The sequence below is a fragment of the Paenibacillus sp. sgz302190 genome (genome assembly GCF_059820445.1).
Window position 1 is genome coordinate 1 of sequence record NZ_JBZYAO010000049.1, and the last position, 15,543, is coordinate 15,543.

At 47.1% G+C, this 15,543-nt stretch carries 17 protein-coding genes; 11 read left to right on the forward strand and 6 right to left on the reverse strand.

Annotation, left to right across the window (positions count from 1 at the left end; translation table 11 throughout):
- Positions 1–2,309 (forward strand): CdiA C-terminal domain-containing protein (locus AC6RNO_RS32770; protein WP_497107996.1); only part of this gene is annotated, 2,309 nt, incomplete at its 5' end.
- An 18-nt stretch (positions 2,310–2,327) separates the two neighbouring features.
- Entirely contained in the window at positions 2,328–2,804 is a 477-nt protein-coding gene (locus tag AC6RNO_RS32775) for a SitI3 family protein (protein WP_474687335.1), read from the forward strand.
- Positions 2,805–2,963: 159 nt separating this feature from the next.
- Here AC6RNO_RS32775 and AC6RNO_RS32780 read toward each other — a convergent pair whose 3' ends face one another.
- On the reverse strand, positions 2,964–3,275 hold the full coding sequence (locus AC6RNO_RS32780; protein WP_474687337.1) for a hypothetical protein: 312 nt from the start codon (positions 3,273–3,275) through the stop codon (positions 2,964–2,966).
- Between the two features lie 83 nt (positions 3,276–3,358).
- On the opposite strand from AC6RNO_RS32780, the gene AC6RNO_RS32785 reads away from it, so the two are divergent.
- The 5 genes from AC6RNO_RS32785 to AC6RNO_RS32805 all read left to right on the forward strand — a co-directional run bounded on the left by AC6RNO_RS32785 (position 3,359) and on the right by AC6RNO_RS32805 (position 5,941).
- Entirely contained in the window at positions 3,359–3,943 is a 585-nt protein-coding gene (locus AC6RNO_RS32785; protein WP_497107997.1) for a hypothetical protein, read from the forward strand.
- On the forward strand, positions 3,943–4,491 hold the full coding sequence (locus AC6RNO_RS32790) for a hypothetical protein (RefSeq protein WP_497107998.1): 549 nt from the start codon (positions 3,943–3,945) through the stop codon (positions 4,489–4,491). The genes AC6RNO_RS32785 and AC6RNO_RS32790 overlap by 1 nt, the downstream gene beginning before the upstream one ends.
- Positions 4,492–4,800: 309 nt before the next feature.
- Positions 4,801–5,361: a hypothetical protein gene (locus tag AC6RNO_RS32795; protein ID WP_497107999.1), complete on the forward strand. Its 561-nt coding sequence runs from the start codon at positions 4,801–4,803 to the stop codon at positions 5,359–5,361.
- A gap of 104 nt (positions 5,362–5,465) precedes the next feature.
- Positions 5,466–5,729, forward strand: coding sequence for a hypothetical protein (locus AC6RNO_RS32800; protein ID WP_497108000.1), 264 nt, complete (start codon positions 5,466–5,468; stop codon positions 5,727–5,729).
- Positions 5,726–5,941, forward strand: coding sequence for a hypothetical protein (locus AC6RNO_RS32805; protein WP_497108001.1), 216 nt, complete (start codon positions 5,726–5,728; stop codon positions 5,939–5,941). The genes AC6RNO_RS32800 and AC6RNO_RS32805 overlap by 4 nt, the downstream gene beginning before the upstream one ends.
- A 192-nt stretch (positions 5,942–6,133) precedes the next feature.
- Here AC6RNO_RS32805 and nfi read toward each other — a convergent pair whose 3' ends face one another.
- On the reverse strand, positions 6,134–6,769 hold the full coding sequence (gene nfi / locus AC6RNO_RS32810; RefSeq protein ID WP_488437689.1) for a deoxyribonuclease V: 636 nt from the start codon (positions 6,767–6,769) through the stop codon (positions 6,134–6,136).
- A gap of 118 nt (positions 6,770–6,887) precedes the next feature.
- On the opposite strand from nfi, the gene AC6RNO_RS32815 reads away from it, so the two are divergent.
- Positions 6,888–7,418: a nucleic acid/nucleotide deaminase domain-containing protein gene (locus tag AC6RNO_RS32815; protein ID WP_488437683.1), complete on the forward strand. Its 531-nt coding sequence runs from the start codon at positions 6,888–6,890 to the stop codon at positions 7,416–7,418.
- Positions 7,372–7,950, forward strand: coding sequence for a suppressor of fused domain protein (locus AC6RNO_RS32820; RefSeq protein WP_488437682.1), 579 nt, complete (start codon positions 7,372–7,374; stop codon positions 7,948–7,950). The genes AC6RNO_RS32815 and AC6RNO_RS32820 overlap by 47 nt, the downstream gene beginning before the upstream one ends.
- A 118-nt stretch (positions 7,951–8,068) precedes the next feature.
- Here AC6RNO_RS32820 and AC6RNO_RS32825 read toward each other — a convergent pair whose 3' ends face one another.
- Entirely contained in the window at positions 8,069–9,949 is a 1,881-nt protein-coding gene (locus AC6RNO_RS32825) for an AbfB domain-containing protein (protein ID WP_488437681.1), read from the reverse strand.
- 981 nt (positions 9,950–10,930) lie between these two features.
- On the opposite strand from AC6RNO_RS32825, the gene AC6RNO_RS32830 reads away from it, so the two are divergent.
- Positions 10,931–11,338 carry a GNAT family N-acetyltransferase gene (locus tag AC6RNO_RS32830; RefSeq protein ID WP_474679815.1) on the forward strand — a complete coding sequence of 136 codons (408 nt, stop codon included), beginning with the start codon at positions 10,931–10,933 and terminating at the stop codon, positions 11,336–11,338.
- Positions 11,339–11,483: 145 nt separating this feature from the next.
- On the forward strand, positions 11,484–13,385 hold the full coding sequence (locus AC6RNO_RS32835; RefSeq protein WP_474679814.1) for an ATP-binding protein: 1,902 nt from the start codon (positions 11,484–11,486) through the stop codon (positions 13,383–13,385).
- 71 nt (positions 13,386–13,456) lie between these two features.
- Here AC6RNO_RS32835 and AC6RNO_RS32840 read toward each other — a convergent pair whose 3' ends face one another.
- From AC6RNO_RS32840 to AC6RNO_RS32850, 3 genes are all read right to left on the reverse strand, one after another.
- Positions 13,457–13,705 (reverse strand): NHLP leader peptide family RiPP precursor, encoded by a 249-nt coding sequence (locus AC6RNO_RS32840; protein WP_474679813.1) that lies wholly within the window; start codon positions 13,703–13,705, stop codon positions 13,457–13,459.
- Between the two features lie 68 nt (positions 13,706–13,773).
- The gene (locus AC6RNO_RS32845) at positions 13,774–14,706 is read right to left on the reverse strand and encodes a class 1 isoprenoid biosynthesis enzyme (RefSeq protein WP_497108002.1); all 933 of its coding nucleotides are present in this window, start codon (positions 14,704–14,706) and stop codon (positions 13,774–13,776) included.
- A gap of 16 nt (positions 14,707–14,722) precedes the next feature.
- Complete coding sequence (locus AC6RNO_RS32850; RefSeq protein WP_474679811.1) at positions 14,723–15,484, reverse strand: class I SAM-dependent methyltransferase; 762 nt, start codon at positions 15,482–15,484, stop codon at positions 14,723–14,725.
- Between the last annotated feature and the right edge of the window lie 59 nt (positions 15,485–15,543).

Sequence of the window (15,543 nt, forward strand, 5' to 3'; positions counted from 1 at the left end):
TCTTTTATTATGAGGTAGACAGCATGGAGCGCTTGTCCCTAGGGGATGAGCTTGAATTCCGAGGCAAACGGATGGTGGTCGGCGAAGTTACCGGTCGCATGAATCGCGGACAGTTCGTGTACACGTACCGTTTGTCACGGGCAGAGGGGATTCGCAGGAGCCCTATCTACAACGAGAAGTTGACGGGCATCTCGCTGGAAGGGGAAGTGCTGGAGGTCAAGGGCGAGCAGGTGAAGCTGCATCTGAGCGTGGACCGCGAGCAGCCGAAGGACAAGGCGCATTGGTTCCCGTTCGCACCGGCAACCGGCAGCGCCATGTACTGCATGCCGAAGGCGGGGACTCGCGCGAGTCTGTACATTCCCGATGCCGAGGGAAAGCAGGCGATCGTCGTAGGGGCGGTGCGCACCAATGGCGGCAGCTGCGCCAAAACAGGCGACCCGAGCAAACGCTACTTCGGGACGGAGCACGGGAGCGAACTGGAGCTGACACCGACAGCGATCAACCTGACGGGCGGGAGCAAAGAGCCGCTGAAGCTGAGCTTCGACGACGCGGTGGGCGTGACGATGACGAGCCACAAGAAGCTGACGCTAAACGCGAAGGCGGACATCTCGCTTTACACGCCCAAGCGTGTGGTCATCTACGCGCAGAGTCAGCTCATGGCGAAGAAGCTGAGCGCGCAAAGCGGCTTCTCGATCGAGAGCGAGTACCACTTTCTCGGAGCGAACGTAAGAGCGGAAGGAAGAGACCGCACCTCGTATGCGCCGTTTGACGACGAGCCGAAGCAAGGGACGCCTCCTCCACCGCCCCCGCCGCCGGAGAAAAAGAAGTTTAGCTGGGGGAAGCTGGCGGGCAACGTGTTGGGCGCACTCGCTGTTGTGGCCGTGGTAGCGGTAGTTGCGGCGGTTACCGTAGCGACGTTAGGAGCCGGAGCGGTGGTGATCGGAGCCGTGGCAGCCGGCGTGATGGCAGCGGGAGCCGTCGCAGTAGGAGCGAAAGCCGTCTCGGATGTTCAGCGAGGGGAAGTGAGCGACTTTAGCGAGTATTCCCCCGCCGATGCGTTCCGGGAATTGATGAGCGGCGCGGCATCCGGTGCGCTTTTCGGACCCATCAAGAAAGCATGGGAAGCGTACAAGGAATTTGATCCGATGAGCGCTGGCATCCTGGCAGGCATCGGCACGGTTGTAGAGGAAACCGTTCTGGGATTGGCAGACTTGTTATATAAGGAATTGGATTTTGCCGTAAAGAATCCTCTGGAGGCCTTGGAGTTTGTCGCGAACCCCATCGTTTATGTAGGCAAATACTATTCCAACAAGGAGCATCGAGATGAGCTGCTGAGAACACTGGCGGGAGTCTGGGAAGGCGTAAAGCGGGATGTCAAGGAAGACGTCATAAATGGAGATACCTATAGTCGAAGCAAATATGGAACGGAATTGGTACTTACCATAGCCTCCTTTTTCGTCGGTGGCGAGGCAGGAGCAGCATCCAGGGCGATGCAAGCTGAAAAGTTGGTGCTGAGTGGCACGAAGTCGGTGCAGGTGACAGAGGTTGCAAGTATAAGCGCAAAATCCGATCAGTTTGCACAATTGCTGAGTAAAGAGGGCACAACCCTAGGTAAAAGTTACGCAAAGCTTACCCAGGATATGAATAAGATTTTGGATGCAGAATTTATTAACCCGTTTGCGCCGCAGAAGGCAGGAGTGCTTGGAGGTATACCTGAAACAACAACGTTAAGGGAACTCTTCCAGGAAGCAACGGGGAAAATATCGAATTATATGAAAAGCGAGGGAGATTCAGTCAGCCATGGAAAGGGTGGAGGTGGTTCAGGCTCTAGGGGGACGGGTGATGTTGGTTCGAGTACTAATGGGGCTAGACTAGCTAAACCTAATAATTCTCCAGATCCGAATGCTGTTCCAAAGGGAAATCCAGCAAAAATTCGACCTCAGGACGATTTAGAAACTGTAAGAGGACGTACACGAGAAAATGAAGCAGCAAAAACCTTAGCGGAAAATGGATATGACATTGAGCAAAGCCCTAAGATACCTGGACAGACTAAAAACCCAGATTATTTAATTGAGGGGAATGTGTTTGACTGTTTTTCACCGAAAGGGAAAAAGTCGCCGAGAAATATATGGTCAAAAATAGTGGAAGAAAAATTAGCTGAAGGACAAGCAAATCGATTTGTATTAAATTTAGATGATTGGGTTGGAGATGTTGAAGCATTAAAAAAACAATTTTTAGACTGGCCTGCTGAGGGACTTGAAGAAATAATAGCAATAAAAGATGGAAACATAACTCACATATATCCATGATATGAGGGGGACTATATATTGGCAATTGAATGTTCTTTAAAGTTAGAAGAAGCGTTTTTAACTAAAGAGATAATTTTGAACCAACTAGAGGAAATGGGCGTCACTTGTACAAAAGTAACTAATTTGTCAAAAGGATTTCGAGTAGATGAGATATTAAATATACTTGGTTTTTCACTTTCGTTGATTGATACATCAAGTAACCCATTTGGGTATGAGTCAGAGTTTCTTTCTGATGATTTTTACTATAAACAAAATCTAAACCTTCGATTAGGGAATGATTACGATAGTGTTAAGGCAATTACAAACATTCTTGTATTGGTATTTAGTATTATTGACTTAACAAAAGTTAATGTATTGTTTTTGTTTAATGATAATGAATGTTTATATAGAATTAATGGTATTTTAAGCATTAACAATGAAGACGGGTTTTGGGATAGGCAGGATTATAAATTATTGATTACAAACAGGGATTACAAACTAGTGTCAATACACTAGTAATTGACCTCAGTCAAGAAATAGACACAGAATTAATTACGGGGCTGTAAAAATTTATATTTATGTAAGTACATTTACAACGACCGTACCAGTGCCGAATGAACCTATCATTTAACCATGAAGACATCTAACCCATGCAATACCCGTATAAAGATTTCTCTATTTTGTTTGTACGCACATCAACGCTTGAATTTGTAACCTAAATAACGCTATTGCGATACAAGGCGCAGGTTGATTATGGTCAGGTACACCATGATTGACCTGCTTTTTATTAGCTTCGTTTTCTTGCAGTTTTTTGAAATCATTCGCAACTATTGTCAGGGATGCACCGATATTTACTTTGCCAGAAGTCAACTGAGTATTTTCAAAACTAGCAAACGATAGTGTCGCGGCTTGACCCGGAACCTCTGGCGGGCCTGATGCTCCCCGCGATGGGCGAAGTGGCCCAAGGGCCTTTTTCGCTCCCGACATCAGCCTACCAGGCCTGCACCTCCGCCTCAAGCCCCTGGATACGCTCAGGATAAAGCAGCGATTCATCTGTAGGGAAGATGCTTTTGCCCTTGGTGACCTTTCACGAGGGTTTCCGAGAAATTGCCAGTCAAACGGAAAAAGCCATTGCATCGGGCGTCATGAAGATCGAGAGCGAAGCAGCGCAAGCTGCGGCAAAGGCTGCGACCCGCAGTGCGTGGAAGGACCCCGGTAATGGTGAACCTCATTCGGGTAAGGCGACTGAGGGGACGGGTAAAATCGATGATTTTGCTAAAGAGCCGTTTTTACCAGATGAGTACTATCAAAAAATTGATAATTATCTTGCTAAAGCTACAGCGGCTAGAGATGCTGAGGTAGCAAGAATACAAGCATTAAGTAAAACCCAGCAAAGTAAGTTTACAACAGTAGTTGCAGGTGTGGATTTAAGAACAGGAGAAGTAATAGTAGGTTCTAAAAATAGTATAATATATAAAGGGCATGCTATCTGTGCAGAGGATTTAGTAATTAGTAAGTTTATTCCGCCTAGTAATGCGAATATTATAATGACTTCTGCAATTAGACCAAGGACAGGAGAAGTTATTGCAGTATGTACTAGATGCCAGACAAAGTTTCCAGTAAATCAGTTTATAAAAGGGACGGTGTTTGATTAATGCAAGAAGAAGTGAATTATGGTTCAAAGGTGTCTATGCAATTTTCTAATGAAGAACTTTGGAAATATCTTATAACTAAATTTGAAAATAATCCAGCTGTAGCTATAAGAACATTGTCTGATGATGATAGAGAGATTGAAATAACCTCAAGTACACCAATTCAATTTATATGTTTTGATGGAGAGAAACAAGATTTGTTTATTAGTTTCAATGGAAATCAAACATCAATTTTTGTTAACGATGAAGAGATAATGTTTATTGATGAAAATACAAAAGGTACATATACAACAAGTGATACTTTTGGAAATGTTGTATATGAGGGGAATTTACGTAATCTCTCACATGTTGAGATACTATCTTTATTTGCTGATGTTATTTCATGCTTTATTGGTGCAGAAGAAGTTGAAATAATTGAGAAAGAAGCTCCTTACGATGAAGAGAATAAGCAATACAAGTATTATAAACCGCATATTTATAAAATAAATGTAAAAAATAAAAATTTGGACCAAAAGATTAAATCTTTTGAAAATATCACTATAAGTTGTTAATTGAGCATTCTACATGGGTCTGTCAAGGTTTTTGTGTGAACCTATTTACAAGCCCAACAACAAGATTGTACAAAATGACCAATAATGCTACAAAGGAGTTAACCGTCGTATAGAGGTTTTTTGGCGCTTGGCCCTGTCTCGGTTGTTGATGAATATACCCCAACCATTACCGAATGAGTAGGGCGGCTGAGTCTATGAGACCGCACCTCGTATGCGCCATTTGACGACGAGCCGAAGCAAGGAACGCCTCCGCCTCCGCCCCCGCCGCCGGAGAAAAAGAAGTTTAGCTGGGGGAAGCTGGCGGGCAACGTGTTGGGCGCACTGGCGGTTGTGGCCGTAGTAGCGGTAGTTGCGGCAGTTACCGTAGCGACGTTAGGAGCTGGCGCGGTGGTAATCGGAGCCGTGGCAGCCGGCGTGATGGCAGCGGGAGCCGTCGCAGTAGGAGCGAAAGCAGCCTCGGATATCCAGCGAGGGGAAGTGAGCGACTTTAGCGATTATTCCCCCGCCGATGCGTTCCGGGAGTTGATGAGCGGCGCGACATCCGGTGCGCTTTTCGGACCCATCAAGAAAGTATGGGAAGCGTACAAGGAATTTGATCCGATGAGCGCCGGCATCCTGGCAGGCATCGGCACGGTTGTAGAGGAAACCGTCCTGGGGTTAGCAGACTTGTTATATAAGGAATTGGATTTTGCCGTAAAGAATCCTCTAGAGGCCTTGGAGTTTGTCGCGAACCCCATCGTTTATGTAGGCAAATACTATTCCAACAAGGAGCATCGAGATGAGCTGCTGAGAACACTGGCGGGAGTCTGGGAAGGCGTAAAGCGGGATTTCAAGGAAGACGTCATCAATGGAGATACCTATTGCCTGTAACCGATATTCCGTTTCATACTTGCCCACATTGCAATTATATTTTAAAAGGTTTTCCTATCCTTTCTGATTTATAAAAATAGCGGTAATTAGAGGAGGGTATACAAGTGGAAGATATCGACATTTTGCCTGTGGAATTTGTACTATCTAAAGGCATAGAATTCACTGGGGACGTTTGTTTTTCTGGGGTACACGGGCAAGAAGTTTTTGACAAACCCCTAAAAGAAGGGGGGAACCTATATCAGGTCTACTGTATGAAAGGTATAAAAATGGTAATCTATCATATTATGCATACTACAAAAATGGTATATCTGATGGAGATTATATTAATTATTATGAAAATGGTAAAGTTGCGAGTTTTCAACAAATGAGCAATGGGGTTATTTCTGGGAAAAAAATCACTTGGTTTGAGAATGGTAACATAAAATCAAAAGAGGAATACAAATATGGATTTTGTGTAGCATATAGAGAATGGAGTAAAGAAGGAGAATTAGTCACTGAAAAAACAGAGCCTAGTGAATTTGAAAAAAAAATGATTGAAAAGTATGATACAAGGGCTGAAAAGCTGGAGGAAAAAAAATAAAGAATGGAATGCAGGGAACTTTCAAAGCTTTTTTTGTAAGGACGAGTGGGAATTTGAGAATTACTTAGCTGAATTAAATAATAGGCTAGTGTCCCATCAGTTAATATTAACCTGAATTTAGTCACAAAAGCGGGTTAAAGTTGCCTAGATGGGGCACTGGCATCAGATGGGCGACCTTCGCCCATCTTTTATTTAATTAAGTGAATTTTTGTTAAGTGACAAAGTTTTTTTCACGATATGATCTGCTTGTCGAGTCGTTTCTGGCAACCGATATTTCGGTGACAATCTGAGTATCAATTCGCAGGCAGTGTCTAAGGATATACGATGACCGATTGAAACAAAGATGGGTTTAATATTCATCTGTATTCTTAATACATTTCCGATGATTTCATTGTTATCAACTAATGGTGACCGGTCCCCTCTATTTTGATCAGGTTCTATAAAATGACCTAACAGCTTAGTTTTCCCACATCCAATTGTAGGAATATCATAAAGAACCCCTAAATGACAGGCTAAACCAAACCGTCTAGGGTGGGCAAGCCCTTGTCCATCGCAAACGACATTTATCTTTTCAAATGCTTTGATAATTGGAGGAAGTTCTCTGAATGAAAACAATCCCGGGATATATGGGAATTGAACTGTATCTTCAATAACAACTGACTCTACTAATTTCAATGAATCTGATTCTAAAATGACAATTGCTGCAATTAATTTGTCATTGGTTTTGCTATAAGCAACGTCTACTCCCGCAACATAGCGGATTTGATCGAACAAATCTTCTTTAATAACTTTTCGGGCTAATTCCTGTTGTAATTTAATGGCTTCCATTTGACATAAATTCCACCGATGCTGTTTAATTGTTTCCACTTTTAGTTCCTCCGAGTGTTAATAAGCAACATATCTATTTTAACAAATATCTTATTATATTTCAGTCCGTTTTCTTTTTATGGGGACGGGTGAACCTGATGCTAAAATCCTAAAACAAGTTGGGTACGGTGAAACAGATTTAAGTTCCATGGCGAAAAAATATCGAATTGAAAATAAAGCTTTCGATTTGAGAAATCTTGTTGTAGCGGAAATTGAAATAGATGGTGTTACTACTCTGAAAGTTTTTGAAAGCACAAGGCGACCAGTAGTAAGACCGAGTGGAAAAATAGAAGAGAAAAATGTTCATTCCGAAATGGTTTTGATTGAGGATAAAATTGCTGCAGAAAAAAATGGGCAGACATATATAGTCAAACGTGTTTATACTGAGAGAGAACCTTGTGTTCTTGGTGGTCATAATTGTAAAGAACTACTTGCTAATGAACTTCCTGATACTGAAGTAACCTATAGTGTTGAGTATGGGGACAAGGCATCAAGAGATACCGTTAACATGAGGGTGAAGACCCATCGGATTTATATTTCGGACCATAAAAGGATGATGAAAAGTGGAAGTTACAAATCAAATGAAGGAAATTGCAAAATTTTTAGCTGATTTAAACGGTGGTCGCCCAAAAATATCAAGATTTTATGATGATAAAAAAGAAAGCATTATTGATATTGTGATTATGGATAATAACCCTAATGAATATGAAACTACATTTGCTACAATAGGCTTAAATAATTATGATATTGGATACGCAGTAGAAAGCAAGTCATTAAGAGTTGAGTTCATTGGAACATGTATGGATGAATATGTATTATTTGGAAACCTACTTAGTACATGTGCTTTTAATATAATTAATTCAGGATATTCTTGTTCCCCTGGTGCAATTTATCCGAATGTCATAAAAATGTATTACCCTGAGTTAAATATGAAGCATGTTATGTTTGTAAGTCCATTCTTATGGGGCGAAAACCTCACTCCATTTGATTTTGAAGATAAACATGTCTCTTGGTTGCAAGCTATACCGATATCGGAAGAAGAGTATGTTTACGCGGAACAAAACGGGAGCGAGGCATTAGAAGATTTATTGGAAGAATCGGATGTTGACATTTTGAATTTGAATAGGCCATCCGTTATTTGATCGTAGTGATATGACAAGCGGAAGGATTAATTTTCGGATCGTTCTACCAGCAAAAGCCTGCCCAAGCTCTCCGTACCGCGGGGAGACTGTGGACAGGCTTCTTTTGTCAATCAGTCATTCAGTAATTGTAGCGTTTGAAGGTGGCATCACTTTTATCCGTTGCAGTGCTTGATGAACCGATCGGATCGAGCCGCAGCGCATAGTTGTAATGGCGCATGTAATATCCGGGTTGGTTGTAGGATTCGAGCGATATTTGCGAGCTGTCCGCCCAGCCGGCCGCGAGGTTGAAGGTGGCGTCCTGTTTGAATGCGTCGGTGCCGTCGTATTGTTGGAGGACGATTTGGTTGCTCGCGTTTCGTTTGATAAAGTAGCCGGGATAGTTGATCGATTCCAGCGAAACGCTTGACGCATTGGCCAGACCCGGTTCGACGCGGAACTGCGAATCCAGCGCCGGGGATACGTTCTGGTCGATGCGGAGGGCTAAGTTGTAGTGTCTGAAATAATATCCTGCGTAATTGTTCGACTCGAATCTGCTGTAGCCTGTGGCGTCCGGGTTGGAAGGTCCGAACAGGCGGACTTCGTACAACGTCGGGGTGTACCAGTTGTTCGGATTGTTCCACAGGACGGCGTTCACGAGGTTGATCCGCACGTAGCGCGCCGTAAAATGCACAGCATCGGTCGTAAAGCCGTACGTCGTGTTGCTTGTGCGGTCGATGGCCGCGTAGTTGACGCCGTCGTTGCTGACTTCGATTTTGTACTTGTAATAGCCTTCGGAGCCTTTGTACATAAACCATGAAATGTCCACTTCCGTAATCGTTTTGGGCGCTCCGAAATCGACCTGCCACCAGGCCGGCCATGTGCTGCTGGAAGCGGCCCATGAGCTTTGCGCATTTCCGTCGTTGGCATTGCCCGGAGACGAGGAGGAAGCGGTCGAGCTGGCGGTAGCCGTTTTGCCCAACGCGTGGTTGACCAAGGAGGGCAGCGTCACGGTTCCCGTGCCGGCATCCAGGCTCCAGCTGCTGTACCAGTCCAGCGAAGCGGTTCCGCTCGCATCGTTCAGCGAGAGCGGCAGCCAGATGTAGTGATGATCGCTCAGGTTGAGCGGGTTCCAGCGGTCGGCCATATAGATGTAGGAGGTGGAGGAGCTTCCCGTTACCGTCAGGATCGAATGAATTTGCGAGCTGTAAGCAGCGGGATCGCCGAACGGCGAGAGCGCCGACCAGGTTCCGGTCATTGAACTGGCGGTCGAGTAGCCGCCCTGATTCGGGTACCAACCGGAAGCTTGCGAGGTGAACAAATAGTATTTGTTGTTCTTTTTCACGACGGCGGGCGCTTCCCGGTAGCCATTTTCATATACCCATCCGACAAAAGACTGCACGCTCGTATAATCGCTGCTCAGTTGGAAGATAGCCATGGTGTCGTTGGCTCCGCCGTTCTTTTTGGAGGCGGTGATCAGGTAGGCGCTGCCGTCGGTATCGGCAAACACGGTCATATCGCGGGATTCGTAATTCAGCGGCCGAAAGCTTCCCTGATACGTAAAGTTGCCGTCAGGCGTGCTGCTCGTAGCGACGGCCACGCGGGCGAGAGAGTAGTCTGTTCCGTTCTCGTAATGCATCCACAGCACGTATTTGCCGGTCGAAGCATTATAGATGACTTTTGGCCGTTCGATTTTGCTTGAATTTAGTTCCGATGCGGAATTTTTGGTCAGGATGCTGTTGCCGAACGTCCAGTTTTTCAAGTCTGTCGAGGTGTAGACGTTGACTTTGTCGAAAGTGCCGTTGGAGTGCTTTTCGCCGTACCAGTAATAAGTCGAACCTACTTTTAAAATATTGCCGCTGTACGCCTCGATCGGGTTCCCCGACGTATCTTTCCAGTCGATCCCATTGCTGATGCTGACGCTGGCTGCGCTGGCCGGGACAGGTTGAACCCCTGCCCAAAACGCGGTGAGCAGCAAGCAGGCGAGCACTGCGTACAAGCACCTCCAATACAATCTTTTCATCAATCATATTCCTCCTTCATTAAGATGATGGCTCGCTCGAGCCTCAAAGTTTAGTTTAATCGAATAGTAAACGCTTACAACTGTAAAATGTCAAGATTTATGAACATTCATGCGATCGGTTCGGAGCCATATCCGCGGGATTGACGACGATGAGCGCCGCGGCGGCAGCCTTAGCCACACCGCATCGGGAAAGAACGGACGCTACGCTGCCCGAAGTGGGAAAGGGCCGACGGTGCGAGTCCGTGCGCGCCTCCAATGCGCGGAGTTCAATCGTGCCGGAGCCGCCTGAAGCATTGCAGGCAAGAAAATATAAGATTTGGCGCATGTGGCATAGACGCTTTAACTTCCGGGATGGAGGTGCAACTGTTGTGAGTTGAGTAGACTGGAGGGTTTTGAAGAATTCGGAGAAACGCAGTTGCTAGTATATGGTTCCTGTGAAGCGTTAAACCAATTGATTTATACAAACGGTAAACGGTGCTTTAGAGACCGCTTAAACACTAGAAACACTAGCTGTTGCCCATACGCAGAAAACCTGCAAAAGCTCACCATACCGCTGGCGGCATCAAAATAGTGCATCGCTAGCTAGAAAGCCTGCAAAAGTACATGCTTTTGCCTACAGCCCACGCTGGAAAGGAAAAATTCCTGCAAATCTGCAGCTTTTTCGCTGAGATTTGGGGATCGGGCCCGCCGTGATCGGGAATTCCTGCACATTTGCAGGTATTTCCCGAAAATGGACGGCCTATCGCGAAAAAGCCTGCACTTTCGCAGGCTTTCCGACTTCCCGGCCGCCCGCCCACGGCCACCCCGCGCCCGTCCGTCCCGCCACCGGTGGCCGTACGCCACGTGCACCACACGCAGCCAAGGCTGCCCAAGGGAAGCCCTTTCTTTTATTTTCCTAAATGCACTTTTTTCTCATAGATTATATAATAATGGATGGCAGGCCAATCGGAAAACGAAAAAAATGACGAAGGACGGGGCAGCATGAACATCAAACGAATTAGCCGGGAAATGGCGTGGGAGCTAAGACATGCGGTCATGTGGCCGGACAAGGATTTGGATTTCGTCAAATTGAAGGATGATCGGGACGGGGTTCATTACGGTCTTTTCTCGGAAGAACGGCTGCTCTCCGTGATTTCCCTGTTTATCGACCGGAATTCGGCACAATTTCGTAAATTCGCGACGCTTGAGGAAGAACAGGGCAAAGGGTACGGCAGCAAACTGCTGCAATTTTTGATGGATGAAGCGCAAGCGCTGCATGTCCGGAGGATTTGGTGCAATGCCAGAAAAAATAAAGCCGGCTTTTATGCGAAGTTTGGAATGAAAGAGACGGTGGAGGCGTTTGTCAAAGACGGGCTGGAGTATGTCGTGATGGAGAAATACTTCGAGTAGCTTGAAGGGTGGCTTGAAACAGGAGAAACGGCCGGTCTTTTCGTGAAGGAGATTTCATAAAACGATAAGAAGGAGGATATCGAATTTCGTCGAATTTTAGAATGTGCCCATAATTTGATGTCGCTACTCCAAGGGGTGGTTCTAAATGAATCCTGTTCAACGCATTGCTTTTGTCGTATGTCTGATCGTACTACTGCTGTTTGCAAACGGGATCATTGCTTCCGGCATCAAAGCAGCCCAAGTAAAAAACATAGACACAAATACGGAGTGGGCGATTCTATGGGGAGACCCTTCCGGAAGCGCGCAGGAGCAGCCTCCTTCGTCCGAAGCGGCGAACTGGATGACCGTTCCCGTTATGGCGCCGATGCCCATGAAGCCTGACGGCGTCACTTCAGCCTGGATCAAAATTCAGCTTCCGGCGTCGGTCGGGGACCATTCCGGGATCTTGATCGGCGAACTTTACGCGCAGCATCTGACCGTATATGTCGACGGGAACAAAGTTCAAGAGAGCATCCACGATTTTCCATATGACCTTCAGCGGATTTTAGTCCCTCTCAGCCATGAAGACGCCGGCAAAACGGTATACTTAAAAATGGAAACGGGGATGGATCGGATGGGAATCCGTTCAAATATCGAAATCGGCAGCTATTCGGATTTACTGCCCCATTTTGTCGTACGTGATTTGGGGGACGTCATTCTTGGATGCGCTTTGATTTTTATCGCCGCCGTCATGTTCATATGCGCAATTTTTCTGAAAAAAATCCAACTGCCCAGCTGGATTTCGCTCGGTATCGTCATTTTGACGATGGGGACAATTTTTGTCACCTATTCTCCGTTTATGTATGCCATTTTTGGGGAATACGGCGCTGTGCTGGTCGATTTTTTCGATCTTTCGCTAGTCGTTTTTTTGCCTGCACTCAGTTATTTTTTCGAAAAAATATTCGACGACGGCAACCTGAAACTGATCAAAATGTTCAGAAAATTTCAGATCGGCTACTCCGCTTTCTCCGCCCTATGCATGGTCATCAACCAGTTGTCCGGCTACCGGTTCGCAGATGAGTATTTTTTCATATCCGTTACGCTGCTGGGCTGCATCATGCTCGTTCAACTGTCGCTGCTGATCACGTTTTCCGTCAAATACGCGATGAGAGGCAACAAGGATGCCGTTATTTTTACGAGCGGTTTTGCATTCTTCGGACTGTTGGGCGTTATCGATCTGATCTGGTTTTACGCCTCCAATCAAACCCATCAAATTTTCTTGTGGAAATGGGGGATCGTAGGCTTCGTCATTTCGCTGATCACACTGCTGGGACGAAGATTCGCCGCTTATCAGGAGCTGATGGCCAATTACTCCAAAGAGCTCGAATTTTACAACAACCAGCTGCAATTGTCCGAAAAAATGGAAATCATCAGCTCGCTGGCCGCTTCCGTTGCGCATGAAGTGAGAAACCCGCTGCAGGTGACCCGCGGTTTTTTGCAGCTGCTGTCGCATAAATCCGATATGAAGCAAAAGGAATACATGTCGCTGGCCATCGAGGAGCTGGATCGCGCGTCAGGCATTATTACCGATTTTTTAACGTTCGCCAAGCCCCAGTTGGAGGAGGTTACCGTCCTCAACGTCTCCAAGGAGCTGAAGCAAATCGAAGGCATTATCGTTCCGCTGGCCACTTTGCACGGCGGAGGCGTGTTTCTCAGCATCCCTCAGGAACTGTACATTCACGGCAATTCTTCCAAATTGAAGCAGGCACTCATTAACATTATTAAAAATAGCATCGAGGCGTTCCGCGATCAGGGACAGATCAATATTTGGGCTTATGAGGAGAGCGAGGAAGTCGTCATTCACATTAAAGACAACGGCGAAGGCATTGAGCCCGCGACGCTGGCCAAATTGGGCGAACCGTATTTTTCGACGAAAACAAAAGGGACGGGGCTCGGATTGATGGTGACGTTCCGGATTATCGAGGTCATGAAAGGCAGGCTTGAGTTCAAAAGCGAAAAAAACAAAGGCACGGAGGCAATCATACGCTTCCCTTCCGTCATCAATTAAAAAATCCCCCAAAAGCGGAGGAAAGCGGTTGCCTGCTTCCGAAGCTTTCCGGGGGATTTGTCATTTTGCGATTACCAGATGCTGACCGGCCCGGGGGTCCCGTCGAGCACATCGGCAGGATTGGCCGGAATAACGAGCACTAATTGTTTGGAAGTTTCCTCTACCACGTTCAATTCGATGTTGTCAGGAATCACGATGCCAAATGCTTCTTTGAGAGCCGCTTTCGGATCGGCGAGAAGCTGCTGTTTGAAGGATGGATCTTCCCATGCTTTTTGGATAATTTTGGATCTCAGAATTTCTTCAGCTGACAAATCGATCACTCTCCAAACAAATTAGTAGAATAGTTCTACATGAGCATACCATAAACTGACATGTTAATCTATCATTTTTACTTCATATTCGACAAATAATAGTTAAATCCGCCTAGTTCCAAAGACTTTCTCCCGCACTCGATGCGATCCGCCTCCTCCAGCAAATTGCGCACCATCGATTCATGAAAAGAAAGCAGATGAGGTGCGTTCAACTGCAGCTCCTCCAGCCGGACATGATTCGCTGCGGCAATTTGCGCGTACCGGGCAAGAGCATCGTGAACGTACACCTGCCGCTTCACGATTTCGGCGGTCAGGGCGCTGTCAGGCGGCAGCCGCAGCTCTTCCCGAATCATCGCGTGCAGGCAGTTGTAGCTGCCCTCTTCCAAATCTTCCTGCCAGTCGGCCCAATCGTCCGCCATTTGCAGCGTCACGAGCACCTGACAGACCGCTTCGGATACGGCTGCAATGAGCTCGGGGCGGCCGGCTAAAACCATGGCGCCGGTGCTTGCGAACTGAACCGGGCTCGCCTTGGCGGCCACTTTCAACATGTCATGGATGAAATCATTGCGGCGCAGCTCATTGGAGACGGCATCGGACCACTCCCTGACATACCGGTCAAACCATGTCCAGAAGGGGGAATCCGAAGGGAAGAGCTCCCGGTAAATGTCCAGAAACTGCAAATAAAACAAGTTGCCGAGCGGCAGCTTTTCTTTGTGCTGTCCCGACGCGGAATCCATAATATCGTCCTGGATAAAAAAGTACAGCATCACGAAGACGTTCGCGAGCGCCAGCTTGCTCACGGAATTTGCCGGCAGCTCCGCCAGATCCGATACCCAGAACGGCAGCAAATAGCAAATATAATTTTTGGTGCTGTCTTTGCGGTTAGGGTCAAATTTGGCCAAATAGTCCAGGCCGAGCCGGTCCATAGGTTCCGGAAACCGGGAGACGGCCGTTTCGGCTTGCGCAAAGACGTCTTTCAGCTCTTCTTCAAATACATGATGCCAGTTCATCGTTCACCCGCCCTTTTCAGATTGGCCCGGCGCCCCGGGCAAAAGCCGTGCCGAACATATGGACCGCGTGCGTGCTTGCCGGATTCCGCAGCCAGTCGTTCAGCTCGTCCTTCCGTTCGGGAGGGAGCGATTCGCCCAGCAAATATTGCGAAACGAGCCGCATGTACGCATGCAGCCGATGTTTATCATCCTGCCGGGAAGCATCTATGCTATAATTCCGAGTATATAGATGCCGAAGCCCGGCATGTTCGAATTCGAGCTTCAGGCTGTCTTTCGCATCCAGGAGCCTGTTTTTGAGCAGAGCTTGCCGGGAGCTTTCGTACAAGGAGCCGAACAGCGGAAGGCTGCTATTCACATGCAGACGCTCGCTTTCAACTTCCAGAACGACAATGACCGAGCGCTCATGCGTGATCCGCTTCAGCGTGCGGCAGAGGCTTGGCTTGTCGGGGATGTGATGAACGACGAGGCGCAAAATCACAAGGTCGTAGAGCGTGTCCTGCGGCAAATCCTCGAAGCTCATGCAGTGAAATTCGAGCCCGGGCTTCCGGCGCGGCAGCGCTTTTTGGAAAATGCCGGGGCTGATTTCGATGCCTGTCTTCCGGGCCGCCGGAAAGCTGTCGTGCATTTTGGACAAGTAGGCGCCGTTGCCGCAGCCGATATCGAGGATGGAAGCGTCCGCCAAGTCCGCTTCAGACCAAAACAAACGGTGCTCGGCCGGATAAAAAAGGTCTGCCGTAATCGACAGCATGTCGTCAAATATCGCGTCTTTTCCCCGCATGTTTTGGCTCCCCCCGCTTTATAGTTCCTATGAACCAGACTAGCACGATAACGGAGCGG

Bases quoted from the DNA above. Each gene is read 5' to 3' on its own strand.
- AC6RNO_RS32815 (WP_488437683.1), top strand. From the start codon at position 6,888: ATGGGGACGGGTGAACCTGATGCTAAAATCCTAAAACAAGTTGGGTAC.
- AC6RNO_RS32790 (WP_497107998.1), top strand. From the start codon at position 3,943: ATGCAAGAAGAAGTGAATTATGGTTCAAAGGTGTCTATGCAATTTTCT.
- AC6RNO_RS32835 (WP_474679814.1), top strand. From the start codon at position 11,484: ATGAATCCTGTTCAACGCATTGCTTTTGTCGTATGTCTGATCGTACTA.
- AC6RNO_RS32845 (WP_497108002.1), bottom strand. From the start codon at position 14,706: ATGAACTGGCATCATGTATTTGAAGAAGAGCTGAAAGACGTCTTTGCG.
- nfi (WP_488437689.1), bottom strand. From the start codon at position 6,769: ATGGAAGCCATTAAATTACAACAGGAATTAGCCCGAAAAGTTATTAAA.
- AC6RNO_RS32850 (WP_474679811.1), bottom strand. From the start codon at position 15,484: ATGCGGGGAAAAGACGCGATATTTGACGACATGCTGTCGATTACGGCA.
- AC6RNO_RS32780 (WP_474687337.1), bottom strand. From the start codon at position 3,275: ATGTCGGGAGCGAAAAAGGCCCTTGGGCCACTTCGCCCATCGCGGGGA.
- AC6RNO_RS32805 (WP_497108001.1), top strand. From the start codon at position 5,726: ATGAGCAATGGGGTTATTTCTGGGAAAAAAATCACTTGGTTTGAGAAT.
- AC6RNO_RS32830 (WP_474679815.1), top strand. From the start codon at position 10,931: ATGAACATCAAACGAATTAGCCGGGAAATGGCGTGGGAGCTAAGACAT.
- AC6RNO_RS32825 (WP_488437681.1), bottom strand. From the start codon at position 9,949: ATGAAAAGATTGTATTGGAGGTGCTTGTACGCAGTGCTCGCCTGCTTG.